The 25,209-nt window shown below is 59.9% G+C and carries 22 protein-coding genes; 9 read left to right on the forward strand and 13 right to left on the reverse strand.

Annotated features, from left to right (window positions below):
- Nucleotides 1–49 precede the first annotated feature (49 nt).
- The 8 genes from PY650_RS28195 to PY650_RS28230 all read right to left on the reverse strand — a co-directional run bounded on the left by PY650_RS28195 (nt 50) and on the right by PY650_RS28230 (nt 7,524).
- Nucleotides 50–829 carry an alpha/beta fold hydrolase gene (locus PY650_RS28195; protein WP_285882983.1) on the reverse strand — a complete coding sequence of 260 codons (780 nt, stop codon included), beginning with the start codon at nt 827–829 and terminating at the stop codon, nt 50–52.
- Nucleotides 830–849: 20 nt separating this feature from the next.
- Nucleotides 850–1,863, reverse strand: coding sequence for a zinc-dependent alcohol dehydrogenase (locus tag PY650_RS28200; RefSeq protein WP_285882984.1), 1,014 nt, complete (start codon nt 1,861–1,863; stop codon nt 850–852).
- Nucleotides 1,860–2,897 (reverse strand): branched-chain amino acid ABC transporter permease, encoded by a 1,038-nt coding sequence (locus PY650_RS28205; RefSeq protein ID WP_285882985.1) that lies wholly within the window; start codon nt 2,895–2,897, stop codon nt 1,860–1,862. The genes PY650_RS28200 and PY650_RS28205 overlap by 4 nt, the downstream gene beginning before the upstream one ends.
- Before the next feature lie 4 nt (nt 2,898–2,901).
- Entirely contained in the window at nt 2,902–3,759 is an 858-nt protein-coding gene (locus PY650_RS28210; RefSeq protein ID WP_285882986.1) for a branched-chain amino acid ABC transporter permease, read from the reverse strand.
- Nucleotides 3,746–4,474, reverse strand: a complete 729-nt coding sequence (locus tag PY650_RS28215) for an ABC transporter ATP-binding protein (RefSeq protein WP_285882987.1) — start codon at nt 4,472–4,474, stop codon at nt 3,746–3,748. The genes PY650_RS28210 and PY650_RS28215 overlap by 14 nt, the downstream gene beginning before the upstream one ends.
- The gene (locus PY650_RS28220) at nt 4,471–5,199 is read right to left on the reverse strand and encodes an ABC transporter ATP-binding protein (RefSeq protein ID WP_285882988.1); all 729 of its coding nucleotides are present in this window, start codon (nt 5,197–5,199) and stop codon (nt 4,471–4,473) included. Before PY650_RS28220 ends, PY650_RS28215 begins: the two co-directional genes overlap by 4 nt.
- 136 nt (nt 5,200–5,335) lie before the next feature.
- Nucleotides 5,336–6,637, reverse strand: a complete 1,302-nt coding sequence (locus PY650_RS28225) for an ABC transporter substrate-binding protein (RefSeq protein WP_285882989.1) — start codon at nt 6,635–6,637, stop codon at nt 5,336–5,338.
- Between the two features lie 68 nt (nt 6,638–6,705).
- A complete protein-coding gene (locus PY650_RS28230; protein ID WP_285882990.1) occupies nt 6,706–7,524 on the reverse strand; it encodes an SDR family NAD(P)-dependent oxidoreductase in 819 nt (272 codons plus the stop codon).
- A gap of 320 nt (nt 7,525–7,844) precedes the next feature.
- Here PY650_RS28230 and PY650_RS28235 point away from each other — a divergent pair, with 320 nt between their 5' ends.
- The 5 genes from PY650_RS28235 to PY650_RS28255 all read left to right on the forward strand — a co-directional run bounded on the left by PY650_RS28235 (nt 7,845) and on the right by PY650_RS28255 (nt 15,190).
- A complete protein-coding gene (locus PY650_RS28235) occupies nt 7,845–9,452 on the forward strand; it encodes a XylR N-terminal domain-containing protein (RefSeq protein ID WP_285882991.1) in 1,608 nt (535 codons plus the stop codon).
- 299 nt (nt 9,453–9,751) lie between these two features.
- Nucleotides 9,752–12,109, forward strand: a complete 2,358-nt coding sequence (locus PY650_RS28240) for an Orn/Lys/Arg family decarboxylase (protein ID WP_285882992.1) — start codon at nt 9,752–9,754, stop codon at nt 12,107–12,109.
- 22 nt (nt 12,110–12,131) lie between these two features.
- Nucleotides 12,132–12,692: a GNAT family N-acetyltransferase gene (locus tag PY650_RS28245; RefSeq protein WP_285882993.1), complete on the forward strand. Its 561-nt coding sequence runs from the start codon at nt 12,132–12,134 to the stop codon at nt 12,690–12,692.
- Between the two features lie 224 nt (nt 12,693–12,916).
- On the forward strand, nt 12,917–13,909 hold the full coding sequence (locus PY650_RS28250) for a hypothetical protein (RefSeq protein ID WP_285882994.1): 993 nt from the start codon (nt 12,917–12,919) through the stop codon (nt 13,907–13,909).
- A 240-nt stretch (nt 13,910–14,149) separates the two neighbouring features.
- Nucleotides 14,150–15,190, forward strand: coding sequence for an isopenicillin N synthase family dioxygenase (locus PY650_RS28255; protein ID WP_285882995.1), 1,041 nt, complete (start codon nt 14,150–14,152; stop codon nt 15,188–15,190).
- A 195-nt stretch (nt 15,191–15,385) separates the two neighbouring features.
- Here PY650_RS28255 and PY650_RS28260 read toward each other — a convergent pair whose 3' ends face one another.
- The gene (locus PY650_RS28260) at nt 15,386–16,258 is read right to left on the reverse strand and encodes an undecaprenyl-diphosphate phosphatase (RefSeq protein ID WP_285882996.1); all 873 of its coding nucleotides are present in this window, start codon (nt 16,256–16,258) and stop codon (nt 15,386–15,388) included.
- Between the two features lie 381 nt (nt 16,259–16,639).
- Here PY650_RS28260 and PY650_RS28265 point away from each other — a divergent pair, with 381 nt between their 5' ends.
- The 3 genes from PY650_RS28265 to PY650_RS28275 are packed head-to-tail and all read left to right on the forward strand — an operon-like array spanning nt 16,640 to nt 19,213.
- Nucleotides 16,640–16,987 (forward strand): hypothetical protein, encoded by a 348-nt coding sequence (locus PY650_RS28265; RefSeq protein ID WP_285882997.1) that lies wholly within the window; start codon nt 16,640–16,642, stop codon nt 16,985–16,987.
- Between the two features lie 49 nt (nt 16,988–17,036).
- Entirely contained in the window at nt 17,037–18,755 is a 1,719-nt protein-coding gene (locus PY650_RS28270; RefSeq protein ID WP_285882998.1) for a phospholipase D-like domain-containing protein, read from the forward strand.
- Between the two features lie 2 nt (nt 18,756–18,757).
- Nucleotides 18,758–19,213 carry a histidine phosphatase family protein gene (locus PY650_RS28275; RefSeq protein WP_285882999.1) on the forward strand — a complete coding sequence of 152 codons (456 nt, stop codon included), beginning with the start codon at nt 18,758–18,760 and terminating at the stop codon, nt 19,211–19,213.
- Nucleotides 19,214–19,397: 184 nt separating this feature from the next.
- On the opposite strand, the gene PY650_RS28280 is transcribed toward PY650_RS28275, so the two are convergent.
- The 4 genes from PY650_RS28280 to PY650_RS28295 form a co-directional block, all read right to left on the reverse strand.
- Nucleotides 19,398–19,715 (reverse strand): hypothetical protein, encoded by a 318-nt coding sequence (locus PY650_RS28280; protein WP_285883000.1) that lies wholly within the window; start codon nt 19,713–19,715, stop codon nt 19,398–19,400.
- A 118-nt stretch (nt 19,716–19,833) separates the two neighbouring features.
- Nucleotides 19,834–23,229: an acyl-[ACP]--phospholipid O-acyltransferase gene (locus tag PY650_RS28285; protein ID WP_285883001.1), complete on the reverse strand. Its 3,396-nt coding sequence runs from the start codon at nt 23,227–23,229 to the stop codon at nt 19,834–19,836.
- Nucleotides 23,230–23,319: 90 nt separating this feature from the next.
- Nucleotides 23,320–23,601: a YiaA/YiaB family inner membrane protein gene (locus PY650_RS28290; protein WP_285883003.1), complete on the reverse strand. Its 282-nt coding sequence runs from the start codon at nt 23,599–23,601 to the stop codon at nt 23,320–23,322.
- Nucleotides 23,602–23,638: 37 nt separating this feature from the next.
- On the reverse strand, nt 23,639–24,328 hold the full coding sequence (locus PY650_RS28295) for a PspA/IM30 family protein (protein ID WP_285883005.1): 690 nt from the start codon (nt 24,326–24,328) through the stop codon (nt 23,639–23,641).
- 109 nt (nt 24,329–24,437) lie between these two features.
- On the opposite strand from PY650_RS28295, the gene PY650_RS28300 reads away from it, so the two are divergent.
- Nucleotides 24,438–25,040 (forward strand): TetR/AcrR family transcriptional regulator, encoded by a 603-nt coding sequence (locus PY650_RS28300; RefSeq protein ID WP_285883006.1) that lies wholly within the window; start codon nt 24,438–24,440, stop codon nt 25,038–25,040.
- Nucleotides 25,041–25,209: the final 169 nt, after the last annotated feature.

The following is a 25,209-nucleotide window of genomic DNA, read 5'->3' on the forward strand; positions in this document are numbered from 1 at the left end:
ACAGTTCCGTTGTGTTTTTCAGGCGCCGATCAGGCGCGCTGCCACTGCCTCAGCTGGCGAGAAAGTCGCCGATGCCGCGGACCACACGCGGGTCCTCCTGCATTGCGAAGTGGCCGACCTGCGGTACCAGTAGTGTGCGGGCATGCGCGATGAGCTCCTGCCAGATCGGCGCCTGCGAGGCCGGCAGCATGCGATCGTGCTCGCCCCAGACGATCAGCGTCTCATTGGGGATGCGAGCGAGCCAGCGGCGGAGATTAGGGTGGCCCATGCCGTGGACCTTGAGGATGTTGCCGAGCGCGCGGCTTTCCCTCTCGCGGGCCGCGAGGAAGGCGTCGAGCGGCGGGCACTCTGCTCCACCCGGGAAAAAGCGCAACGCTACGTCGACATTGTGCGCGAGGTAGCCCGGCAGTGCATCGGGACCGATCGCCGAAAGATCGGCGCCGGGATGATCAGGATCGTTCAGTCCGGCCGGTGCGTTCAAGACCAGCTTGCCGAAGCGCTCACCGGCAACGACTGCCATTTCGGCGGCCATCCAGCCGCCCATGGAGTGGCCGACGAGATGCGGCCGATCAAGGTCGAGGGCGGCGACAAGACGCAGATTATGGACGACGATATCCTGCATGCCGGCAATGTGCGTCGCCTCGCCGCTGTCCCCAAAGCCTGGGTGGTGGGGCAAATAGACGCGGAAGCGGTCGGCAAGCCCGCGCGCCCAATCCGTGCCCTCGATCGTGGCGGCGCCATGCAGCGCCAGCACGGCAGGCCCCTTGCCGATCACGCGCACGGCGGTCGCAACGCCGTCGATGTCGTAATGCAGGATTTCGAAATCCATTCTATTCCTCCTCCAATTATTTAGCCGGCTGCAGGCGTTATCAGCACCTTGCATTGCGTGGTGCGCCGCCTGAGGCTTTCGAACACGTCTGGTACGGCGGCAAGGCCGATCCTGTCGGTTACCAGCGCCTGCGGTCGGTGACGGCCAGAACCGAGCGCCTGCAGCGCCATGTCGAATTCCGCCATGGTGAAGAACACGGCAAAAATCACTTGTATTTCCTTAGAAATTGCCGCGAATGGATCCCATTCGTCACCGCCGACGCAGAGCCCGACCGCAACCACCGTGCCATGCACGCGCACCAGCCGGCAGGCCGCATCGATCAGTCCACGCTTGCCGACGCATTCGAAGACGATGTCCGGTTCACCGCCGGTCAGTTGCCGGAACTCCTGTGCGAGCCCCTCGCCGGAGAGTGCGAAGCCCGTGGCCCCGACTTTGGCGGAGCGTTCAGCCTGATGGCGGTTCAGGTCGGCGACGACGACGTGGGCTGCTCCGAGCCGACGCGCCCAGAAGGCGACGAGCAGGCCGATCGGGCCGGCACCGATGATCAGCACGCGCTCGCCCGGCTTCAAGCCCGAGCGCATGACCGCATGCAGGCCGACGGCGACCGGTTCGGCCAGTGCGCCCTCCTCGGTCGGCAAATCGTCCGGCAGGTGCCGGCATTGGCGGCCGGCGACGGTGACGAATTCCGCATAGCCGCCGCCGATCAACCGCATCTTTGCGCACCAGGCGGGCTCGCCGCGGCGGCAGCTGTCGCAATGGCCGCAGCCGCGCATCGGCGCCACGGCAACTCGATCTCCGGATTTGAAATCCGCGACCTCGGCGCCGCAGGTCACCACCTCACCGGAAATCTCGTGGCCGAGGATGCCGCCTTGCTTTAATCCGAAGGTTTGCGGGTCTTCCGTCATGTGCAAGTCCGAGCCGCAAATGCCGCAAGCGGATACGCGTAGCAACACCTCGTCGACGCCAAGCTGCGGTGCCTCGGTTTCGGCGATGGTCAACGGCCCACCGACGGCTTTGAAGAGAACTGCCCTCATTCTCGGTCCTCCAGAAGCGTGCGGCGCGTTGGGAACCAAGAGGCGTTGGTTCCCCTCTGGATCAGGCCCCAGATGCCGCCACGGGCAAACAGCGCCATGATGAGGGTGAGCAGACCGAGTACGACGAGATAGGTCGCGCCGTACTGGCCTAACCAGCGGTCGGCGACGAAATAGACGAGCGCGCCGATCAGCACCCCCTCGAGCGATCCCAGCCCGCCCACCATGACGATGAAAATCGAGACGTTTGCCCAGGTCGGGCTATAGGCCGAGGGTGGCGTGATGCGCAATTGCGCCATGAAGTAGATGGCGCCGGCAAGGCCCGTGCCGACAGCGGCCGCCACCCAGATCAGGAACCTGAGCAGGCCGACATTGACCCCCTGGCTTGCCGCAGCGACCGGATTGTCGCGGATGGCGACGAGCGCGAGTCCGTAGCGCGAGCGCAGGAGCAGATAGCTGCCACCGACGGCGACCAAGAGCATCAGCGCCGCAAGAACCGAGATACCAAGCGCGCGTTCGGTGGGTGAATAACTGGACATGACACGCAGGCTCATGCCAGCGCCGGCGTTGACGTATCCGAAGACGGATGTCGCAAGCCGCATCACTTCCGCCACCACCCAGGTGCCGATGGCGAAATAGGGACCGTCGAGACGGTGTAAAAGGCAGTAAGTGAGTGCGGCGAGCACGGCGGGTGCGATCACCGAGAGCGGCACAGCCAGGAACGGATTGAGGCCCCAGAGCTGCGCCATGATGAACATCGCATAGGCGGCGACGCCGACGAAGGCCTGCTGGCCCACGGAAACAAGCCCGCCGTAGCCGGCAAGTAAGTTCCACATCTGCGCTACGGTGATATAGCAGCACAGTTCGACGACATCGCGGATGAGGCCCTGGCTCGCCCAGAGTGGCATGGAGGCGACGGCGGCCAGAAGGGCGATGCTTACGACGAGCGCGATGACGCTTGAGCGCGTCAGACGCTGGACCCGCACGGCCGGCTGAGGGATGGTTTCGGTCGAAGGAGCGGCGAACGCGTTGGTCACGGCTTCAAGCCTTTCCTAGGAAGCCCTGGGGACGCAGGGCGAGGATGATCAGAAAGACGAGGTGGCCGGCAAGAATGCCGAAACCGGGGTCGATGCGGAAGCCGACCGACTGGCTGACGCCAAGCGCCATCGCGCCGAAGAAAGCCCCCCAGATCGAGCCCATGCCACCGATGATAACCGCCTCGAAGGCGTAGATGAGCTGGAAGGCCCCGTCGGCCGGCGCCACGGTCGAGCGCATCGACTGGAAGACGGCGGCAAAACCGAGGATCGCAACGGCGATCGCGGTCGCCCCCATATAGACGGTCTTCGGGTTGACGCCCGTCAAGGCGGCCGCCTCCACGTCGGCGGAGGCAGCCCGAAGAGCGCGACCGAAACGCGTCGAACGCAACGCCACGTCGAGGCTGCCAGTCAGAGCCGTCGCCGTCAGAAGTACGATCACCGGCAGCACGCCCACGAAGAGCGGGCCGATCTGGAAGGAGGCGTGCACGATGTCGCCGCCCTCCAGCGAGCGCGTGTCGGCCGACCAGATCTGTAGCATCGCGTTCTGCAGCGCAATCGATAGTCCGAAAGTGGCGATCAGCGAGGGAAGCGGATCCGCTCCGACGACCCGGTTGAGGATCAGCCGCTGCAGAATGACGCCGATGACGGCTCCAAGGACAACGAGGATTGCCAGCACCGACCAAGGGCCGAGCGAGAAGGTGGTCGCCAGGCTGATGCCGATCAGCGCCAGCAAGATCACCAAGTCACCATGGGTGATGTTGACGACGCGCATGACACCGAACATCAGCGCCATGCCGAGCGCGTATTGAGCGTAGAGGCCACCGAGAAGAATGCCCTGGATGAGCCCGTCAAGCCACTGCATGGGACCCTCCAAAATAAGCTTCACCGATAGTCTCACGCGATATGTCGGCCGAGCGGCCGGTGAGGCTGACGCGACCTTCGAGCATGCAATAGAGCCGGTTGGAGGAGGACCGGGCGAGCCCGACATCCTGCTCGACCAGCACGATCGCCGTGCCCGCTTGCGAGATCGACGGCAGCGACTGGTAGATTTCTCGTACCACCTTCGGGGCGAGCCCGAGGCTTATTTCATCGCAGAGCAGTACGCGCGGCTGGCTCAGCAGCGCACGGCCGATCGCCACCATCTGCTGCTGGCCGCCCGATAACAACTGCACCGGCAAGGCCTGCTTCTCCTTCAGGATGGGGAAGAGCGTGAAGAGGCTCTCCAACGTCCAGCCGTTGGCCACTCGACGGCCGGCATGATCGATGGCGACGCGCAGATTGTCGATTACCGACATGCCGACAAACAGGCGGCGTCCCTCTGGCACGATCGCGACACCGTCGGCAACCATCCGGTGCGGCTTGGCACCGCCGACCGGACGGCCATCGAGTTGCACCATGTCGGGGGCAACGCGCAAAAGACCCATGATCGATTTCAGAAGCGTTGACTTGCCCGCGCCGTTGGCGCCGATCAAGGCGACGATCTCGCCAACGCCAATTTCGAAATCGATGCCGTAAAGGGCCTGGAAATCGCCGTAGCGAGCCACCAGTCCATGCGTGGAAAGAAGCGGCGCACTCATGCCTCGACCCCCATATAAACCCTTCGCACCTGCGAACTCTTGATGACTTCGGCCGGTACCCCTTCGGCAATCTTCTCCCCGAAATTCAGTACGATCATGCGATCGGCGACGGCAAGCAGCGCGTGCAAGACATGCTCGATCCAGACGATGGTGACGCCGCCGTCGCGGATGCGGCGGATCAACGAGACGAGCGCCTTGCCCTCTTCGTCAGTGAGGCCGCCCGCGATCTCGTCGAGCAGTAGAAGTTTCGGGCAAGAGGCAAGCGCACGTGCCAGTTCCAGTCGCTTGCGATCGAGCAGCGTCAACGATCCCGCAGACCGGTTCGCCTTGTCAGACAGTTCGCAATCGGCAAGGATGCGCGCGCAACGCCGATAACTATCGGCATCCTTGGCGCCGCTGCCAAAGAAGGCGGCCACGAGCAGGTTCTCGAAAGCCGTCATGCCGACATAGGGGCGCGGGATCTGATAGGTTCGGCCAATACCGAGCTTGCAGCGACGGTGAGGCGGTTGGCCCACGAGTTGCTGCCCGTCGAAGACCAGGTCGCCGCCGTCGACACGCATGTCGCCGCTGATCAGATTAAAAAGTGTGGTCTTGCCAGCGCCGTTTGGCCCGACAATGCCTAAGACCTCGCCGGCGCTGACCGAAAAACTCACCTCGTGTAGAACTTTGAGGGCTCCGAACGATTTTTTGAGGTCGCGCGCTTCAAGTAGTACGCCGTTTGCCATGCTCCTCCACCCCGACCCCTTGCGGCCGGCGGCGCGGTTTCCCGCGCCCCATTTTTTATCTGCCTTCCGATCCGTTCCGGCCTGATCGCATCGGACCGGAAGGACTTATCGGTTTTCACTTTGTGTCAGAGCTTGCTCAGGCCGTCCGCCACGGAAGCGGCACGATCTGACGTTCCGGCTGGAAGAGCTTATTGACGGTGTTGTCGACGATCTTCAGGTCGTAGGGCCATTTCTCGCCCTTGACCCACTGCCCGCCGAAGATCGGTGAGGTCGCGACGTTCGGGTGCGGCCCGCCGGCAAATTTGACCGGGCCGATCAGCGACTGCATGTCGGTAGTGGCGACCGCTTCCAGATTGGCCGCGCGGTCGAGCGGGTTCTTCGAGCGCTTGAGAACGTCGATCGCGACCTCCAGGATCGCATGGCTGTAGCCAAGCGGCTGCGTCCACTGCTTCTTCTTCGTCGATTCCCACTGATCGGCAAGATCGCGGCTCACCTTTCCCGTCAGAGTCGACTTGAACGGGAAGGCAGGCGTCCACCAGACTTCGGAGGACAATCCCTCGCCGAGCGAGCCCATCGCCTCGACGCCCGACGCAAAGAGCAGCGCTGCCGCGACCGTGATCGCCTTCGGCTTATAGCCTTGCTGGGCGCACTGGTTGACGAAAGTCTTCAGATCGGCCGGGTAGGCAATGCCGCCGATGATGTCGCAGTTCGCTTGCTTGAACGCATTGATCTGCGCCGAGAAGTCGTTGGTGCGTGGCTGGAAGAAGCCCGGAACGACGATTTCGAAACCGGCCTTCTTGGTCGGCGCCGGCAGGCCGTAGTCCATGTTGCCCCAGGTCTCGCCGTCGGCGTTCTGCGGAAACAGCATGCCAACCTTACGGTTGCTCTGGAGGGTGTTCCACAAGCCGACATAGGTGTTCAGCGCCTCATCCAGCCCCCAGAAGAAGTGATATGTCCACTTGAAGGGCTTGTCCTTGCCTCCGCGCGGAAAAATGATCGCTTGCCAAGGCGCACCCGTCGAAATGCAGGGACATTCATTAAGTTCCGCCTGGTCGGCGGCGGGGCTGACGGTATCGGTCGTCGAGGCCGGAAGCAAAAGGTGGACGCCCTCGTTGAGAATGAGGTCGCCGGCAACTTCCGCCGATTTATTTGGATCGGACTGGCTGTCGCGAAGCAGGAATTCCACGTCATAATGGCCAGCTGCCGTATCCAGACCGTTCTTGAGCTGCTCCTTAACCTTTTCGAGCGCCCAGCCGTCGGTTTCCCCGAAGAGAGCGAGTGGCCCCGTGGCCGGCGTGATGAAGCCGACTTTGATCGTGCCGGCCGATTGCGCACGGGCAATCATCGGCGCACCGAGCGCCGAGGCAGCAAGGCCGGCGCCCATTCCCTTCAACACCGTGCGGCGAGAAGGCATGAATAAACTGCTGTTCGATTTCATTATTGTATCCTCCCTCTAAAGCTCATCCGCCGGCCGCGACTTCTCCTCCCGCGGCCGACGAAATTCATTTACTTGATCCGATGCATCGAGCCTCCATCGATGACGATCTGGCTTCCTGTCATGTAGGAAGAACAGGGCGAAGCAAGATAGAGTGCGAGCCCTTTGATGTCCTCGGGATCCCCAATCCGCCCAATCAGCGATTGCTGTTCAAAGGCCCTGCGATCGGCTGGTATCTGCAGCCTGCCGCCGGCGATGTTCGTCATGAATGGACCGGGCGAGATGCAGTTGATGAGAATACCGAACTCCCCTAGTTCCATCGCCATTTGGCGCACAAAATGGTCGACGCCAGCCTTGGCGGGCATGTACGGGGTGCCAACAATCGCTTCGTTGATTTGGGCGGCGATCGACGATGTGACGATGATGCGGCCGCCGCCAGTCACCTTCATGTGGCGGGCGGCGTGCTTGACCGTCGTATAGACCGAGGACAGATTGACCTCGATCACCCGATCCCAATGATGGTCGTCCAGCATATCGATGGCGCCGGTTTCGATCCGTTCGCCGGTCGTTGACAGAAAGCCGGGACCCGCATCGATGCCGGCATTGGCAAAGACCGCATCGATCCGCCCATGCCGCTCGGCCACGGCGTCGAAGGCCGCCGCCATACCGGGCCGATCCGAGACATCGATGACTTGACCCCAGACGTCATGCCCGCGCCCAGCAATCTCCGCCACAACCCGCTCGAGATTACCGGCGTCCATGTCAAAAATGCAGACACGCGCTCCGTTGTCTGCCATGACCTCTGCATAGGCCCGCCCGATGCCGCTTGCCCCGCCAGTCACGATGACCGACTTTCCACGAACGTCGAACATATCCTGTAAGCTTGCCATTTTTCCTCCTGGCGCCGCCAAAGTGGCATGCCCGAGCTTCCGCTCGAACTCCTCCAAACTGCCTCGCTCCTCGGCGGTGCACGTTGGGTTCATTAGGAGAAGAAAAGGAGGCTAGCTGTCAAATGGCTCCGTGAGGCCGTAAGAAAACTTTTTCAGTGAGTGATCAAACCTATGAAATCAAAAGGATTTTTTTGGGAGACCAAACCCGTTCCGATGCTTGCCAGAAATCACGGATGCTGAAATGATAAAATGGCTTCATGAAATGGTGAAATCACCGGTCACACGCGTCCGGCGCGCTGCTTGGGGCTCAGGAGGGAAAGATGCACCGACTAACCGAACCGTCAAAAATGCTCGACCGGGGCGGCAACCCGACCGTGCGGCAGCTTCTCTCCAACCTCGTCTTCAACCCGAACGACGGAACGATCCGGCTGAATGGTGCGCGCATCGTCATGCAACGGGCATCCGCGCTTTCGGACCTAAGGCGCGAACTCGTGCGGCTTCTCGGTGAAAAGGAGGCCCGTGTGTTTCTCTTGCGCCTGGGCTTCATGTCGGGCCGCGCAGATGCGCGTTTCGTACGCACGGGCTGGCCCAATCTCGACATGGGGGATGCGTTCACCGCCGGGACGCGGCTGCACACCTTCAGCGGCGTGGTGCGGGTGGAGACCATCTTTAACACCTATGATTTCCGAAGGAAGCGCTTTTCCGCTGAATTCCTCTGGCATGACAGCGTCGAAGCCGCCGAATTCAGCAAGGCTCGGCTTGCCTCCGAACCGGTCTGCTGGACCCAACTCGGCTATGCCTCAGGCTATGCCAGCGAATTCTTCGACACGTTGATCGTCTATAAGGAGGTCGAATGCGCAGCACAGGGTCACAACCATTGCCGTGTCATCGGCAAGCCAGCGGACGGCTGGGGCGCCAATGATCCCGAAGTGATCCTGTTTAAGGAATGCATCGACATCGCGGAAGATTTTCGCTCCGACACTCCAGTGCGCTCCGCAGCGACGCGCGAGACGGTGTCTTCCATATCCAGCCTAGAGGGCCTCATCCTCAAGCCCGTGCGCCAAAGACTAGACCGGATCGCCGACATGTCTCTGCCGGTGCTGATATCCGGTGCGCCTGGCACGGGCCGACGCAATGCCGCGCACTATCTACACATCGCCTCCGGGTTTGCCGCACGCGACGTGCAGCGAATGGTCGGGATGCAGGTGGACCTCGCCTTCTGCGCGCAAATCGCGCGTCCGAAAAAGTCGATGCGCCGGGTGCCTTCGCGTGAGATCATCGTGATCGACGCAGTCGGGACCATACCAACTGACATCCAGCCGCATTTGGCTCGTGCCATAGAGGAAGGCATAGCGTCAGGGGCCCCGCGCATTCTCGCGATTGCGGACGAATGCCCGCAATCGCGGATGCCAGGGCTTTCAGGCGATCTTCGCACGGTCCTGTCGCCGCTGCACATACGTATGCCGTCCTTGGCCGAAAGGGACGGGGAGCGGGTAGCACTCGCGCGTGCTATGCTGCCGACACTTGCGGCTCAAATGGGGCTACGGCCCCCGAGCTTCGACGCGACCGCCGAAAAGCTGATCGAGGCTGAACTCTGGCCAGGCAATCTACGCCAGATGCGCGGCGTCCTTATCGCCACACTCAATTCGCTCATCACCGGCACGACGATCTCAGCCGCTCAGATCGAGGTCGAACTGGCGCATCTTTCTGCCGATCTCCGGGATAGCGCAAACGGGCCGCAAAACACCATGGTTCATCCGAACCAATTGCTGGGATCGGACGGCTTTTCGCTGAGCGCCCTCGAACATTCCCTCTATGAAACAGCCATGGAGCGGTCGCAGGGCAACCTCTCAGCTGCCGCCCGTATGCTTGGCCTGACACGAGCACAACTTGCTTACCGCATGGACAGTGCATCGCAGCGCAAGTGAGCGCCGTTCTTTCCAGACACATCGCCTTTGATTTGACGCAGTCGGCGGCCCAGAAAGCATAAAACGATTCGCTGCATTGTTGCCGTTGCTGGTCGCGTCGCTAAAATGAGAATTGCCAGCTAATTTGAGAGATGCGGCGGCATTTGGCATTTCAATTGATAAACCAACGTCGGAGCGTGACCGCACGCCCTACGGCAAGCGCTCTTTATGGCCGCGCATTATCAGTCATCCGATGCTCTGTCACATCCCTGTCATGAAACGCGTCGACACCTCGTACCAGATCAGGAGGAGGTACCCAAATGGATTATTTCAGGCGTTTCAACTTTCTGTTCGCGACGCCAGCTTTCGACAGCGATGATCTGGAGGGCGCCCGCTACAACCAGATTGTCGAGGAGATCGAACGCTCGGGCTTTGAGGTGGTGCGCGCGCGCAATCTCGAAGATGCAGAGATCGCCGTACAGACGGACGCCGCCATCGGCTGCATGCTGGTCGACTGGGGTAAAAAGGGGCTCGAGGGCAAGACCGCTTCCCTCATCAATCTGATGCGTCGGCGCGGTCTCGAATTCCCAATCATCCTGCTGATCCGCCGCAAGCGCTTCGAGGACGTGCCGGTGGAGGTCCTCGATTTCATCGACGGCTATGTCTTCCTGTCGGAAGAAACGCCCGCCTTCATCGCCAAGAGCCTTATCAGCCGGTTGAAGCAATATGCCGAGACGTTGAAGACGCCGTTCTTTGGTGCGCTGGTCGACTATGCCGAAGAAGGCAACCACCTTTGGACCTGCCCTGGACACAATGGCGGCATTTTCTACAGCCGCAGCCCGATCGGGCGTGTCTTCATGGAGCATCTCGGCGAAGCGGTGTTCCGCGACGATCTCGACAATTCTGTGCTCGATCTCGGCGACCTGCTGACCCACGAAGGACCGGCGCTGTCCGCGCAGAAGGAAGCGGCCAAAATCTTTGGCGCCGAGAAGACCTATTTCGTCCTGAACGGTACTTCCACATCCAACAAGGTCGCGCTGTCTGCCCTCGTCACCGACGGCGATCTCGTGCTGTTTGACCGCAACAATCACAAGGCCGCTCATCACGGCGCCCTGATGATCTCCGGCGGCATTCCGGTTTACGTGCCGACCATACGCAACCTTTATGGCCTGATCGGTCCCATGGATTTTGCGTCCATAGACGAGGCGGCGCTGCGAGAGCGCATCCGCACGCATCCTTTGGTGAAAGACCCGGAGGCTTATAAGAAGCCGCGCCCATTCCGCGTCGCTGTCGTGGAGCAGTGCACCTATGATGGCACCATCCACAATGCCGAGATGATCCTCAAGCGTATCGGGCATTTGTGCGATTACATTCTCTTCGACGAAGCATGGGCAGGCTTCATGAAGTTTCACCCTCTCTATGCCGGGCGCTTTGCCATGGGCCTTGCCGACCTCGGCCCGGATGCGCCGGGCATCATCGCAACGCAATCCACCCATAAGCAGCTCGCAAGCTTCTCCCAGGCCTCGCAAATCCACATGAAGGACCGGCATATTGCCGGCCAGAAGCGCCGCGTGGAGCACCGTCGTTTCAACGAAAGCTTTATGCAACACGCCTCGACTTCGCCCTTCTATCCACTGTTTGCCTCACTCGACGTCGGCGCGCAGATGATGAAGGGCCGCTCTGGCGAAGTGCTGTGGGACGATACGATCCGCCTCGGCATCGAGCTGCGCAAGAAGATCCGCGCAGTGCGGCGCGAATTCGAGGAGAAGGAACATCGCCCCGAGCGTCGCTGGTTCTTCGAGCCCTTCGTGCCGGACCGGGTGGCGATCCCGGATGCATCGAGCCCCGGGGCGGCGCACAAAGTGCCGTGGGAAAGCGTCTCTACTGACCAGCTCGCCACCAATCCCGCCTTCTGGCACCTGACGCCCGACGCGGCATGGCACGGCTTTTGCGCAATGGAGCCGGGCTTTGCCATGACCGATCCGAACAAGCTCACACTGCTTACCCCCGGCTTCGACCGGGCGAGTGGAAAATACGCAGAGCACGGCATACCGGCGCCGGTGGTCGCGCAATATCTGCGCGAGAACCGTATCGTCGCGGAAAAAAACGACCTCAATTCGCTGCTCTTCTTGCTCACCCCTGGTGTGGAGGCGAGCAAAGCCGGCACCTTGATAAGCGGCCTCGTCGCCTTCAAAAAACTTCACGACGACAATGCTCTACTGGAGGAGGCGATCCCGGAATTCTATCGACTCCGTCCGGGCCGCTATGCGGGAGTGCGTCTGCGCGATCTCTGCGCGCAAATGCACAACTTCTTCCGTCAAGCCGATGTCAGCGCGCTTCAGACAAAACAGTTTTCTGCTGAGCACCTACCGCCGATGGCCATGTCGCCCCATGACGCCGCACGTTGCCTGGTTCGCAACGACGTGGAGTATCTGCCGATCGACGCCATAGCCGGCCGCATCGCCACGACACCTTTCGTTGTCTATCCTCCGGGTATCGCCACCATCGTACCCGGCGAGCGCTTAACGGAACAGGCAAGGCCGATGATCGACTATCTCAAGATGTTTGAAACCTGCTTCAATACCTTCCCCGGCTTTGAAGTGGAGATTCAAGGGGTCTATCGCGAGATTGATGCATCCGGCCGCATCCGGCTTTATACCTACGTCGTCGCGGAATAGGCTTAGAAATTCAGGTTCAGCCATGAAACAGGAGAAAATGATCGTCATTCGCCCTTCCCGCGAGACCGACGTCGATGCCATGTTGGCGATCTATCGCCGCCATATTCGCCGTGGCATCGAGGTTGGGGTCGATGAAAGCGATACGCCGCAGCCGGACGATCTACGCGAACGTCGTAAGAATTTGAAAGACCGCCGCTTCCCGCATGTCGTTGCGATCGAAGGCGAAAAAGTCGTGGGCTATGCCTATGTCGTGTTGTTCCGCAAGCGCCCGGCCTATCGCTACACCGTCAAGCACTCGATCTATGTACATCATGAACATATCGGTCAGGGTGTTGGCAGCCTGCTCATGCGCGGGTTGATCGACGCCTGCGCTGCGGCCGGATTTCGGCAGATGATCGGCTATATCGACGCCGATAACGCCGCCTCGCTCGCCCTGCATGAACGTTTCGGCTTCGTCCGCGTCGGCCTGTTGCCGGCAGTTGCCTATCGTTACGGCCGCTGGGCTGACACCGTCATGGTCCAGCGTTCACTCGCGGCCGGCTCGACCGCTCCACCACCACCGCCGCCACTTTCCACCCGCTGAAAAACGGGATTGGATCTCGGGACGGGAGGTCCACACCAACGTCATTTTCTAGGTTGCTGATGCTTTTGGCAGTTCGTGTAGAGAAGCGGCGATAAAATTGGAAGCGTAGTGTTAACGATTGCTCAAGCACAATGATAATGCAATAGAACTTTCGGCAACTTCGATTCCGATACCGCGAGCGGCATCATAGAGATGATCGTCTCGACATCTCGGGGGGACACCGCATGCGCCCAAAATCTAGCATTTTCAAGTGCCTCGGCTTGTCTGCCGTGGTGGCATCACTCTTCACCGCAGGCCCGAGTTTTGCCTTGAGCAATGCATCGTCCATTCCAGGCTGGCTGTCAGGATATGTTGGTGACGGAAACGGGCAGATTGCTCCCGTCGTGCTGGAGCGGGCTCGGGCACTTTATCTGCAGAAGGTCGCAGAAGGACGCGTAAGAAACGCATGCTATTTCGCGATGGACGCCACGCGGCCTAACGGGCCGACAGCCGGCCGGTTCTACATGATCTGCGAGGCGGCCCAGTCATTCCGGGTCATATCGGCAGGGCATGGCGGTGGCCGTAATCTCCAGGGCGTCGTCAACTTTTCCAACGGGCGGGAGTGTGCAAAAAACTTCGGCAACGCAATGGATTCCAATCTGACCGCCGGTGGCGCGTACCTGACGAATGAGATCAAGACAACCTTCAAAGGCTATTATCGCGCTTCTACCAATCACGACGCAATTCTGACCCGCTCGTTCGTTCAGTTCGACGGCATCGGCGATACTGCGAACGCCAGGCAGCGTGCCATCGGTGGACATGCCGCGGCGCTGGTCTCCGGAATATGCATGCAGAAAAAACCGGAAAGCCCCTACGCCAATCGTGAGGGTTATGTCCCATTCGGCAAACTGGTCACCTATGCGGGTGGCCGCAGCGACGGCTGCACCAGTTGGTCGCCGGAAGATGCCGTGCAAATACTGTCCATGGTCAACGATAACCCAACAACCCTCTATATCTATCCAGAGGCCCGTGACATCGGTGCTGTCGCCCATGCCGTAGCATCAGGCCAGTCGCCGGCCAAAAACGGTTCTTACTGGAATGCCTCATGCCTTAGCAAAATCGGCTCGCCGCAGTTCTGGCCGAAGGAGAAGCTCGAGCCAATGATCGCCCAGTACAAGCAAGATCATCCAGCGCCGCCACCGCGTCCCATTCCCCTTTGCCAAGCTTTGTCCAATTGAGAAGCGGCACCGTCCGGGCGGGACGGTCGCCGTCCCGCCGGTTCCATCGATGAAGTTTGTGTTTGTCGGGCTTGGCGCGTGGGCAGCAAAATCGTTCTAAGCAGCCTTGCATCTTTGAGATGATCTTGTTTGCCGTGGTTGGCCGCGCCCTCTAGCGTCTCTTTTGGCGCCGGCCGCAAAGCTTTTCGTGTTTTGCTTTGCTCGCCCTACCCTGCTCTTAAGGATAGTGACAAGATAATCATGACCATCGCGCCGTCGCCTGCGCTGCCAATTCTCGAACTTTCGCGCTTCTACGGCACGTCGGAGGATCGCCGGGCCTTCATCGCCGAGCTGCGCGGCGTCCTTCACGAGCATGGCTTCTTCTACCTGCAGAACCACGGCGTCGATCCGAACCTGATCGGCGATGTGATGGCGACCGCGAAACGTTTCTTCGCCCTGCCGCTGGAAGAAAAGCTCAAGATCGAAATGGTGAAGTCGCCGCACTTCCGTGGCTATAACCGTGCTGGACAGGAACGCACTCGCGGCGAACAGGATTGGCGAGAGCAGCTAGACATCAACACCGAAAGCACTCCCTTCGAGATTGGCCCGGACACGCCCGCCTGGCGTCGCTTGCAGGGTCCAAACCAGTGGCCGGAAGCGCTACCGGAACTTAAACCGCTCCTGCTTGCCTACCAGGCCGAAGTGACGCGGATCGGTATCGACATTCTCAAGGCGATTGCGGTGGCTCTTGGCCAATCTGAAAACGTCTTTGCTGAGATTTATCAACCACAGCCTTCACAACTTTTGAAAATCATCCGCTATCCCGGTCGAGACGCTACCGAGACGGACCAGGGCGTCGGCGCCCACAAAGACGGCGGCTTCGTGACCGTATTGCTTCAGGACACGGTTCCCGGCCTGCGCGTACGCACGCAGGACGATCTCTGGATCGATGCACCACCGGTTCCCGGCACTTTCGTGATCAACACCGGAGAACTGCTCGAGTTGGCGACGAACGGTTTCGTGCGCGCTGATGTCCATGACGTTATTGCGCCGCCTGCGGGCGTCGAGCGCTTTTCGGTCGCCTTCTTCCTGGGTTCGCGACCCGACGCGCCAATTCCGGTCATCGAACTTCCAGACGATTTGAAGCTTGCCGAGCGAGGCATCTCCGTCGATCCCCTCAATCCCATTTTTCGGGAGGTCGGGGTCAATCAATTGAAGAGCCGCTTGCGCTCCCATCCCGATGTCGCCCTCGCCCACCACGCAGATCTGCTGTCACCTGAGCAGATCACCGCAGGCAAATAGGCTGGGTAGTGGCGCGAACACATTTCGAGCGCCAGGCGTTATGCCGGTTGTTTCGGCTAGAAGGCCATCTGGTACCAGATAATCGGCGGGAATAAGTTAGCTCATCGCCCTCAAAACCGATCTCGGTTTTGAGGGCGATGAGCCGATTTAGGAAGTTGGAGTGTCCCTGGTGCGTCCCATGCGGACACGCAATACTTAGCTCCAGCCGGCGTAGAATACGCCCGCCAGGATAATGACGCCCAAGACGCCGCGATAAATCACGAATGGCCAGGTGGAGAAGCGCTCCAGAAAGCGCATGAGACCCCAGATCGTCACGAAGGAGGAGATGCTTCCGACGATCAGCCCGACAGCTAGAATCGACCAGCCTTCGAGCGATAGATGCGCGCGGTAGAGCTCGAACAATTCCTTCAAGCCCGCCAGCGTGATGGCTGGAATGCCGAGCAGAAAGGAGAATCGGGCCGCCTCGTCCCGTTTGAAACCGACAAAGAGGGCAGCGGTCAGTGTCGATCCCGATCTCGAGACACCGGGGATGAGTGCCCCGACTTGCGCCAAGCCGACGATCAGGGCGTCGAGGATGCTCATCTTCTCCATATCTCGTCGATGTCTGCTGTAGAGCTCGGCGAGCGCAAGCAGGCCAGCCATGACAATGCAGGATACGCCGATGACCCAGAGGCTGCGCAGGGGCGAGCCGCAGGTGTTTAGCTTCGAGGACAACAATAGGCCACCGATCACGATCGGCACGGTAGCAAGGACGATGCCGAATGCGAGGCGCAGGGCCGGCGAAGACCAAAACCCCTTCCGGACCGCGGTGATCGATTCAAACGCCACGTATCGGACGTCGCTCCAAAAGTAGGATACGATGGCGGCCAGGGCAGCCAGCTGCATCGTCGCCGAGAACGCCGACCCCGGGTCCTGCCAGCCAAGAAGCGCCGGAACGAGCCGCATATGTGCGGTCGATGATATGGGCAGCAACTCAGTCAATCCCTGAACGACTCCCAAAACAGCCGTTCTTGCATATCCAAGGGCAATGAAGCCCGTATCCAAACCTTGCGTACAAACGTCAGCCACGTCTCAGCACCTCCGTTTCGATTGGTATCGTCGCCCCAATCGCTTGATTGGCGGCGCGGCTTCCCTGTGCTTGCAGATGAAGCTGAAATGTACCTTAAGAAATTAAGGCAACACCTATTCGACGCCGAGGGCATCGGCAGAAAAAGATAGCGATAGCGGCGCTCGCACAAAGCGTACGACATGTCTCCAGCCAGACAAAAAGGCGTGACCAGCCCTGCGGCGATAACAGGGATGGAGCTTATTGCCAGCAAGATCAGGCCGGGGCGACGGGGATAACGCACGAACCGCATTAAATTGTGAAAAGATTTTAATCATAAAATTAAAAGTTGCGCGCACGCCGGATTGAACTCAAGCTCGCTAGAAAATTGCTAGGAGGGCGAAATGGTCAATCGCGCAAATCGCATCCTTCCGTATCACCGTTTCTCGCATTCGCTCGGCGCACCCCTCACAAGGGTTCAAGGCACTCGCGTCTTCGCAGCGCCTGAAAACCACCACGGAGCCAATCATCAGCACTTCACAGTGCTCATTGAAACCGTCCTGGAATTCGAGGGCCTCGATCACGAGATCGCCGACCTGCAGGAAGGAAGACCAATCGAACTGCAAGGCGAATATATCGAAAGTGGCGATGCCTATCCTACGGAAGACAACAGGGACCCTGTTCTTCCTGTCTTACACTTCACGCATCACCCCGTGGGCTACGTGCTATACGAGGGCGTCCACTACAGCTGATCCCGCATGCCTGATGAGAATGCTTGCCATTGAACGGGAGGATTCGAAAATGGCTACAGCGCTTGCACTGGCAAACAATGACGTCGCGCAGATTGCTTGGCAATATGATGCCAAATTGCCGGGCTGCTTGGGATTTGCAGTTTTCCGTAAGCTCGGCGATCCCGATGCCGCCGGGGATTGGACACCCCTGCCCGCATGGGTCGGCTTCGTTGGCGAAAACAACGATGCCTGGACGAAGCGAGACACGACGATCTGGCCGATCCAGAAATACTCGTGGAAAGACGTCACGGCGCAGCGTGGTGAAACCTACACTTATAAGATTGTCCCGGTCAGCGGCAAAGCCGGAACAGGACAGCCGCTGACGCCTGACGACGCTCATGCGCTCGTCACCAACTCCGTCACGCTCACCCCCGACCGCGGTCACTTCAAGACCTATTTCAATCGCGGCATCCTCTCGACCCAGTTTGTGTCACACGCAGTCCCGAAGGGGCCATCGGGCGCACCCAACTATGCCGTCTTGAAGGGCAGGATCGATCAGCCCGGCGACCCCCTGCGCTTAGCGTTGGCCGGCCAGATTCTCGAAGGGCTGGAGCTTCTACTCAAAAAAGCCGAAACCGAGAACGGAAGCTGCTACGCCGCGCTTTACGAGCTCGACGATCCCGATCTCCTGTCGTTGCTCGTCAATGGGAAAGGGCTTCACGTGATCCTTTCCAATACGGGTCCGGACGACCAGGAGAACCGCGCGGCGCGGCAAACCTTGCATGCCGCCGCCGACATAGAGATCATCGATCGCTTCGTGCCGGGCGGGCATATCGGCCATAACAAATTCGTGGTCTACCTGAATGCTCAGGGCGAACCGGAGGAAGTCCTGCTTGGCAGCACGAATTGGACCTCCAGCGCCGTCTGCGCCCAATCCAACAACGCATTGATTGTCGCAGACCCCGACCTGGCGGCCGCCTATTTCAGCTATTGGAACCGGCTGAAGGCCGACTCGCCGCCACAGGGGCAATCCAAGCAGGGTGCGGACCTTAGAGAGGCAAACCAGACCCCGGGGATAAAGGACCATCCAATCGATGATGGGAAAGCCACGGTATGGTTTTCTCCAAATACCGAACACGCGCGCACCTCGCATCCGACGGCCGATGAGGCCACTCCGCTCGACCTCGCTGAGGTGTTCCAGCTGATGGAGGATGCCAAAAATGCCATTCTCTTCCTTGAATTCCAGCCCGGCCATCCAAGTGTCGTCGATCGGGCGGCGAAGATCGGATCAGACCGACCAGATCTGTTCATCCGCGGCGCTGCGACCGATCCCGGCGCGGTCGACGTCTTCAACACCACGCTGGTGCATCGCACCACGGAAGATCCGGTCGAAGTCGTTCCGGCAAGCGCGATCACCGATCAATTCGCGTTCTGGCAACAGGAGCTCTTGAAGCTTGGCCCAACCGCGCATGCAATCATTCACGATAAGATCATCGTCATCGATCCCATGTCTGCCGATTGCGTCGTCGTCACCGGCAGTCACAATCAAGGTTTCCGCGCCTCCTACAACAACGACGAAAACCTTTTGATCGTGCGCGGCCATCAGGACCTCGCAAAGGCCTATGCGGTCCATGTCATGGACATCTACGATCATTACCGCTTTCGTTACCAGATCCAGAAGAACGGCACGCACGCATTTTCGGGACTTGAGCCTTCTGATCAATGGCAAGACAAGTACTTCGATCCTGGCAGTGCGGCCAGCGGTGACAACAAATTGTGGTGGCCCTGAAAATGACCCGGAAAATCATGGTCATCCGGCACGCCGAAAAGCCGGACCCCGCGCATGGCGTTCTTGGCGTCGATGAGACCGGCCGGGAAGACGCAGAAGATCTGTCGGTTGCGGGCTGGCAGCGTGCCGGCGCACTTGCTCGCTTTTTCGTCCCGATCGATCAGCGGCCAGCTGACGCCGTCATCGAAACGCCTGCATCGATCTTCGCCAGCAAGGCAATAGACGCAAGCAAGAGCCTTCGCCCTCAGCATACGGTCGCACCAACGGCGGCATTGTTGAACGGAACCGACACCCGCTTTTCGGAGGGCCATGAGGACGAGCTCGTGAAGGCGGTCCTTGATGGGGCCGGAGCGGTTCTCATATCCTGGCACCACGAGGCGATTCCAAAAATCGTCACGCTCCTTGGCTACGCGACTGCGCCTCAGAAATGGGACAAGACGCGGTTCGATGTCGTTTGAGTGCTGTCTCGGACATCACAGGATGAGCCATGGGCATTTCAGCAGGTTCCGCAAATGCTATTACCGGGCCATCGCGACGACCAAATAACCGGTCTGGAAGACATTTAGCCGAAGCTCTGCAGCAAATGACGGAGCTTGACCAACGACCATAAAGTGGCTCGGACAATTTTGGGCGTGCGGACCGTCATCGGCCCTGCCGCTCCTTGATTTGCCGAACCTCAGCGAGCTGGCCTTTCAGTACCGCCAACGTGTCAAGCTCGTCGTGCGAGAGCTTCTCCAACGGAAGATGTTTCAATAACACCTCGAGTGCATCGCCGATGCGACCGATCTGGCGGCCATAGCTTCCCACCTCATCGAGGATGGTCTGCTCGGTTTCGGGGGCCGGTGTCGATCCAAGATCGATATTGATGAAGCCGATCTGCGCTCCCTGCTGGTAAAATGTCCATGGGTTAATTGCTTGCCAGAGCTTTTCAGGCGCCAACGCAAAGCTGAAGGTTTTCATCGCTCGTTTCCCGCGGTTAGAGACAAAAATCTTACCAAGAAGACTATGTTGCACCATTACACGGAAGGGCGGTCGATGGTGCGGGCCACCGATCGCTTCGTCGTTCAGGATGATAACTTTACGCCGCCCGCGACTGCGAGAGGCCGTCCATCGCCATGGCGCGCGCTGTGACAAAATCGACCTTGCCCGAACCCAGGACCGGCACCTTGCCGACGGTCACTTCGGCCGGGACCATCATTTCGGTTGCACCTTTCGATTTGGCGAATGCAAGGAAATCGCTTCGCGTGGCGTTTGGCGCATCGGTCAAGAGTACGAGGCGCTCGCCCTTCTTCGTGTCCGGCACGGCCGAGACGACGCTGAGAGCACCGGGCCAGAGCTGTGCGGCAAGGGTTTCGACCGCAGCAAGCGAAATCATTTCGCCGCCAATCTTGGCAAAGCGCTTGGCCCGGCCGCAGATCTTCACGAATCCGTCGTCATCGATGGTGACGATGTCGCCGGTATCGTGCCAGCCTTCCGGCAGCGGCTCGAGGACGCCGGGATTGTCGGCACGCATATAACCGGCCATCACGTTGGCGCCGCTGATGATAAGGCGGCCACCCTCGTCGATGCCAGGAACCGGCTCGAGTTTCCATTCCATGCCCGGCATGATCTTGCCGACCGTTCCCGTGCGGTTGTACATGGGCGTATTCAGCGAGATCACCGGGGCCGCCTCGGTCACGCCATAGCCTTCCAGGATGCGCAGGCCGAATTTTTCCATATAGACCTCGCGGGTCGATGTTTTCACGGGTTCGGCGCCGGAAAAGATGTAGCGGATCGATCTGAAGTCGTAAGGATGGGCGGTGCGCGCATAACCGTTCAGGAACGTATCCGTGCCGAAGACGATGGTGGCGTTCGAGACGTAGATCAGCTCCGGCACGACCCGGTAGTGCAGCGGCGATGGATAGAAGAAAACCGGCACAGCCGAGACCAGCGGCAGGATCGTGCCCGCCGTGAAGCCGAAGGAATGGAACATCGGCAGGATGTTGAACACCTTGTCGCCGGGGTGGAAATCGATGCGTGAGGCCGCCTGGGCTGCGTTCGACAGGATATTGCGGTGGCTCAGCACCACGCCCTTCGGCGCACCTTCGGAACCGGAGGTAAAGAGAATGACAGCCGGGTCATCTGCGTTGCGCTTCACCAGCGGCCGATACTTGCGCAGGAGGCCGACGATCTTATCGAGGAAGGTGACCTGGGTGCGCAGCTCATCCAACCAGACGAAGGTCACGTGCTTTTCGAGCTCCTCGACCACCGGGCCGAGCTTGGCCTGGGTGATGAAGGCGCGCGAGCTGAGTACATGCTTGACCTTTGCCGTCTGGCAGGCGGAAAGGATATTGGCAGCGCCCGCCGTGAAGTTCAGCATGGCCGGAACCTTGCCCGCCGACATGACGCCGAGGACGCTCACGGCCGTGCCGTTGGCGTTCGGCAGCATGACGCCAAGCGTCTTCTCCTTGGCAAACAACTTCCGGAACTTCGCGCCCAGCACCGCAGCACCGGTCAGGAGCTTGGCATAGGACAACTTGCCTGCAATCGGATCCTCGACGGCGAGTTTCTGACCGCCGTGTTCGCGAGCTGTTTCGATGACGCGGGCAAGGATCGTGTTGTCGGTGTCGGCGGTGCGGAACATCAGCGACGACATGATCTGGTAGAGGGCGGCACCGGCGGCGATGCGGCGCTTCCTGCCCTTCAGCTCTGCCGGTACATCAAGCGTGACCGGTTCGAGGATCGTTACCTTGACCTTGGGGAAGAGACGGCGGCGAACATGGCTCGACGTCAGATAAGAAGCGTAGCTCTTTTCCAGACCGTCGATGCGAACGGGCACGATCATCGCGCCGGTCTTGTCGGCGACCATTGCGGCGCCGTCATAGACCTTCATCAGCGTGCCGGTGACGGTCAGGCGACCCTCGGGGAAGATGCCGACCGGGCTACCGTCCTGGATCACCTTGATCAGCGAGCGTGTCGCCATTGGCTTCGTCGGGTCGAGCGGTAGGAACTTGCACTTCGTCAAAAGCGGCCGCACCCACCACTTCTTGGCGAAGGAATAGTCAATCGCAAAGACCGGCTCTTCCTCGGTGATGGCAAGCGCCAGGGCGCCATCGAGCAGGCTCACATGGTTAAGCGCGATGATCGGCGCGGGGCCCGCCTTGCGGATGTTTTCCAGTCCTTCGACTTCCAGCCGCATGAAGGCACGGAAGATGATGGAGATAAGATCGCGGAAGGCGTTGGTCGGCAACATCTTCAGCATGACCCAGGCAATCACGATATTGAGCACGGATATGCTGAGAATAATCACGGGAATCGACAGGCCGATCGCCTGCAGGACAGCAACGAGCGTCAGGCCGACCGCGATGAAAAGAGCCGACAGGACGTTGGATGCGCCGATGATGCGGGCGCGACGATCCTCATGCGCCCAGCTCTGCATCGCCGCGAAAGTCGGAACGGCGAGGAAGGCACCGCCAATCGCCATGCCGGCGAGATCGACGGCGACGCGGACGGTTTTCGGCCCGGCGAAGAAGGCGAGGATGCTTTCGGCGTGGGAAGTCGATTGAAGGCCCCACAGGTTCCAGGCAAGATCGAGACCGAAGAGTGCGACGATCAGCATGCCGATCGGCGCCGGCAGGAGCACGATGCGGCCGGCAGCCATCCAACCGGCAATGGCCGAGCCGATGGCGACTGATATGGCAAAGATCGCCAGATAGGCGGGAACGGCGATTTCCGAGCCGCCGAGAATATCGGTGACCATGATCGGCAACATCGACATGATGAAGGCGCCGACGAACCAGAACCAGCAGTTCATCAGCGAGGCACGCCAGATGCGGCTATCGGCGTGAAGCTCGTTGACCAGTCTGTAGCTGGAGCGCACGACATTGGTGTCGACGACCAGATCCGGTGCCTTGGCACCGATCGAGGGGATCATGCGCGCGGCAAACCAGCAGAGGATGGAGAGGCCCATCATCATCGGACCGAAGATCCAGACGTTCTCGCCCTGGCGGAAGGCGACCGCGGCGACCATGGTGCCGGTGAGAATGGCAATGAAGGTGCCGCCCTCGATCCAGGCATTCGCCTTGGGAAGATCCCGGCTTGGGAGTTGATCGGGCAGGATGCCGTATTTGATCGGCCCGAAGAGGGAGGAAATGACGCCAAAGCCAAAAAGGGCGAGCATCAAAATCCAGATGGATGAGAATGCAATGCCTACGACGGAAATCGCCGCCACTCCAAGCTCGCAGCGCTTCAAAAGCTCGGCCAGCTTGGCCTTGTCGTGCTTGTCGGCGAGTTCGCCGGCAAGCGCCGACAAAAGCAGGAACGGGACGATGAAGATGCCGCCGGCAAGCGTCACCAGCGCCGCACCTTCCGTCGCCATCTGCGCGAGAATGACGAAAACCAGAGTCTGCTTGAGGAAATTGTCATTGAAGGCGGTGAGGAATTGCGTCCAAAACAGCGGCGCGAACTTCCTCGATCTCATCAGGTGTTTTTGCATGGCGTACCCCTCGTTCAGCCAATAAGACGCCACAGAGTTATTACGCAATGGTTGAGCGAAAATACAACCCTGCGGCGTCGTTAACAAACATTAGTCCTGATCGTTACGATTGAACTTAACCAGAAGCTTCTCCGTTCGGGCATCCTCTACCTTGCGGATCAGTTTGTCAGCCTCGGTATTGTCGCGGATCGTTTTCGTGACATTAACCGTCGTCTGCACCAGCATCAGGATGCCCATGGCGAGATAGCCTTTGCCCCAGAGATCGATCGGCATCATGTAGAGACCGACAAAAAGCATGAAGGCGGCAGCGCCGAGGGAGATGTAGGAGAAGCTAACCCAAGCCTGTGAATGTTTCTGGAAGCTGTCGTTCATGATCCTATCCTCTTTTATAAGTTTGGTGCGTTTGGTTTCAGGCTACAGAATTCATGCGTTCCCGAAGGCGGGCGAGCACATCGTCGACCGTGGGACCGAGTGGTGCGCCGAAGCCAGCATTGGCAAGTTTTTCGATGACGATTTCCGGCCGGCTCGCGGCGTCCATTTCCTTCATGGCGAATGCGGTGATCTCGCAGCGGTCCTGATAGGCCCGAAGGCGGGCAAGCGTCTCCTCGGCCTCGTCCAGCCTTGCCAGGCCCAAGTTGTCGTCACAAGCGGCATTAAGCTTCTGCGTCTGTGCGGTGGCACGCGCCAAGCGCTCTCCACGCTGCAATTCCTGGAGGCGTGCTTCGGATGCGCGAACGGTTGCCTTGAGCTTGCCGATCGCCTGAGCGAATTGCGCCTGCGCCCTTTCGGAAAGGTCGCGCTCGGCTTCGAGCAGAGCAATCGCCTCGCCAGCTTCCCGGGCGAGCTCTTCATTGCCCTTCTCTAGAGCGGCAATGGCCCGGATTTCCAGATCCGCGATGCGAGCGATGATCGCGGCGTGTTGGCTCTTTTCCTGCTCATTCTGCGCAATCGCAATCGCCACGGCCCTTCGCGCCGACTGAATAGCGCTCGCTGCATCCCGGATCTGCTGCGCCAGCAGAGGCACAGCATTGCGATCGATGAAAGCCTGTTCCACATCATGGGCCTGACCGCGAAGGAGCGTCAGAATTGAATTGAACATTTGTCGTCTCCCGTTTATGAACGATGTTCACAAACGATGTATGCCAGAATCATGAACGCTGTTCAACAAGATTTTTGAACAGCGTTCAAAAATCGAATTGGAATGGTTAATGGCGAGAAAAACCCTGGAAAAACGCGAGGATCTGAAGCAGCGGCTGATCGAGGCGGCACGCGATCGCATCGCAGCCGACGGGCTTTCCAACCTCAGGGCGCGCGACGTTACGCAAGATGTTGGCTGCGCCCTCGGAGGGCTCTACACGGTTTTTGCCGATCTCGACGATCTCGTCATTCACGTTAACTCGGCGACGTTGAAGGCCCTTGAGGCCTCCTTGACGCTCGCGGAAGTAAGGGATTACACGCCGACGGACCGGCTACGCAACCTTGCCCGCGGCTACCTGCGCTTCGCGCTCACCCACCGCAATCTATGGAAGGCGCTCTTCGACCATCGGCCGCCGGACGACCGCCCAAGCCCCGAATGGCATCTTAAAGAGCATATGTTCCTAATGGGCATCATTGCCGAACCGCTCGCCGAACTGCAGCCGACAATGTCTAAGACGCAACGCGCCATCCGCGCCCGAACCCTGTTCGGCGCCGTCCATGGCGTTGTCAGCATCAGCCTGGAGGGACGGTTCGTCGGCCTGCCGGTCGAAAGCCTGGAAGGGGAGCTCGATGACTTCATCCTGACGGTTGCGGCCGGAGCCGCAGCGAAATAGGGCTAAAGCATGCCGAGGGTCTTTGGGATGATATGCCTACCGCGCCAGGATCATACGAATACGACGATGCTGACTCCCCCCTCCGACCCCGGCGAGATTCCGCTCGTATCGCATTCGGCTGGGCGGCGACGGAAGGGCGGCATTCGGCGCTACCCCCTCGCGCTGACAG

This window comes from Martinezella calliandrae, from assembly GCF_030272695.1.
Classification (GTDB): Bacteria; Pseudomonadota; Alphaproteobacteria; order Rhizobiales; family Rhizobiaceae; genus Rhizobium; species Rhizobium calliandrae.

Coding starts and splice junctions, on each gene's coding strand:
- PY650_RS28225 (WP_285882989.1), bottom strand. CDS start 6,637: ATGAAATCGAACAGCAGTTTATTCATGCCTTCTCGCCGCACGGTGTTG.
- PY650_RS28240 (WP_285882992.1), top strand. CDS start 9,752: ATGGATTATTTCAGGCGTTTCAACTTTCTGTTCGCGACGCCAGCTTTC.
- PY650_RS28210 (WP_285882986.1), bottom strand. CDS start 3,759: ATGCAGTGGCTTGACGGGCTCATCCAGGGCATTCTTCTCGGTGGCCTC.
- PY650_RS28195 (WP_285882983.1), bottom strand. CDS start 829: ATGGATTTCGAAATCCTGCATTACGACATCGACGGCGTTGCGACCGCC.
- PY650_RS28200 (WP_285882984.1), bottom strand. CDS start 1,863: ATGAGGGCAGTTCTCTTCAAAGCCGTCGGTGGGCCGTTGACCATCGCC.
- PY650_RS28230 (WP_285882990.1), bottom strand. CDS start 7,524: ATGGCAAGCTTACAGGATATGTTCGACGTTCGTGGAAAGTCGGTCATC.
- PY650_RS28265 (WP_285882997.1), top strand. CDS start 16,640: ATGGTCAATCGCGCAAATCGCATCCTTCCGTATCACCGTTTCTCGCAT.
- PY650_RS28270 (WP_285882998.1), top strand. CDS start 17,037: ATGGCTACAGCGCTTGCACTGGCAAACAATGACGTCGCGCAGATTGCT.
- PY650_RS28255 (WP_285882995.1), top strand. CDS start 14,150: ATGACCATCGCGCCGTCGCCTGCGCTGCCAATTCTCGAACTTTCGCGC.
- PY650_RS28295 (WP_285883005.1), bottom strand. CDS start 24,328: ATGTTCAATTCAATTCTGACGCTCCTTCGCGGTCAGGCCCATGATGTG.
- PY650_RS28290 (WP_285883003.1), bottom strand. CDS start 23,601: ATGAACGACAGCTTCCAGAAACATTCACAGGCTTGGGTTAGCTTCTCC.
- PY650_RS28220 (WP_285882988.1), bottom strand. CDS start 5,199: ATGGCAAACGGCGTACTACTTGAAGCGCGCGACCTCAAAAAATCGTTC.
- PY650_RS28250 (WP_285882994.1), top strand. CDS start 12,917: ATGCGCCCAAAATCTAGCATTTTCAAGTGCCTCGGCTTGTCTGCCGTG.
- PY650_RS28245 (WP_285882993.1), top strand. CDS start 12,132: ATGAAACAGGAGAAAATGATCGTCATTCGCCCTTCCCGCGAGACCGAC.
- PY650_RS28235 (WP_285882991.1), top strand. CDS start 7,845: ATGCACCGACTAACCGAACCGTCAAAAATGCTCGACCGGGGCGGCAAC.
- PY650_RS28285 (WP_285883001.1), bottom strand. CDS start 23,229: ATGCAAAAACACCTGATGAGATCGAGGAAGTTCGCGCCGCTGTTTTGG.
- PY650_RS28275 (WP_285882999.1), top strand. CDS start 18,758: ATGACCCGGAAAATCATGGTCATCCGGCACGCCGAAAAGCCGGACCCC.
- PY650_RS28300 (WP_285883006.1), top strand. CDS start 24,438: ATGGCGAGAAAAACCCTGGAAAAACGCGAGGATCTGAAGCAGCGGCTG.
- PY650_RS28215 (WP_285882987.1), bottom strand. CDS start 4,474: ATGAGTGCGCCGCTTCTTTCCACGCATGGACTGGTGGCTCGCTACGGC.
- PY650_RS28280 (WP_285883000.1), bottom strand. CDS start 19,715: ATGAAAACCTTCAGCTTTGCGTTGGCGCCTGAAAAGCTCTGGCAAGCA.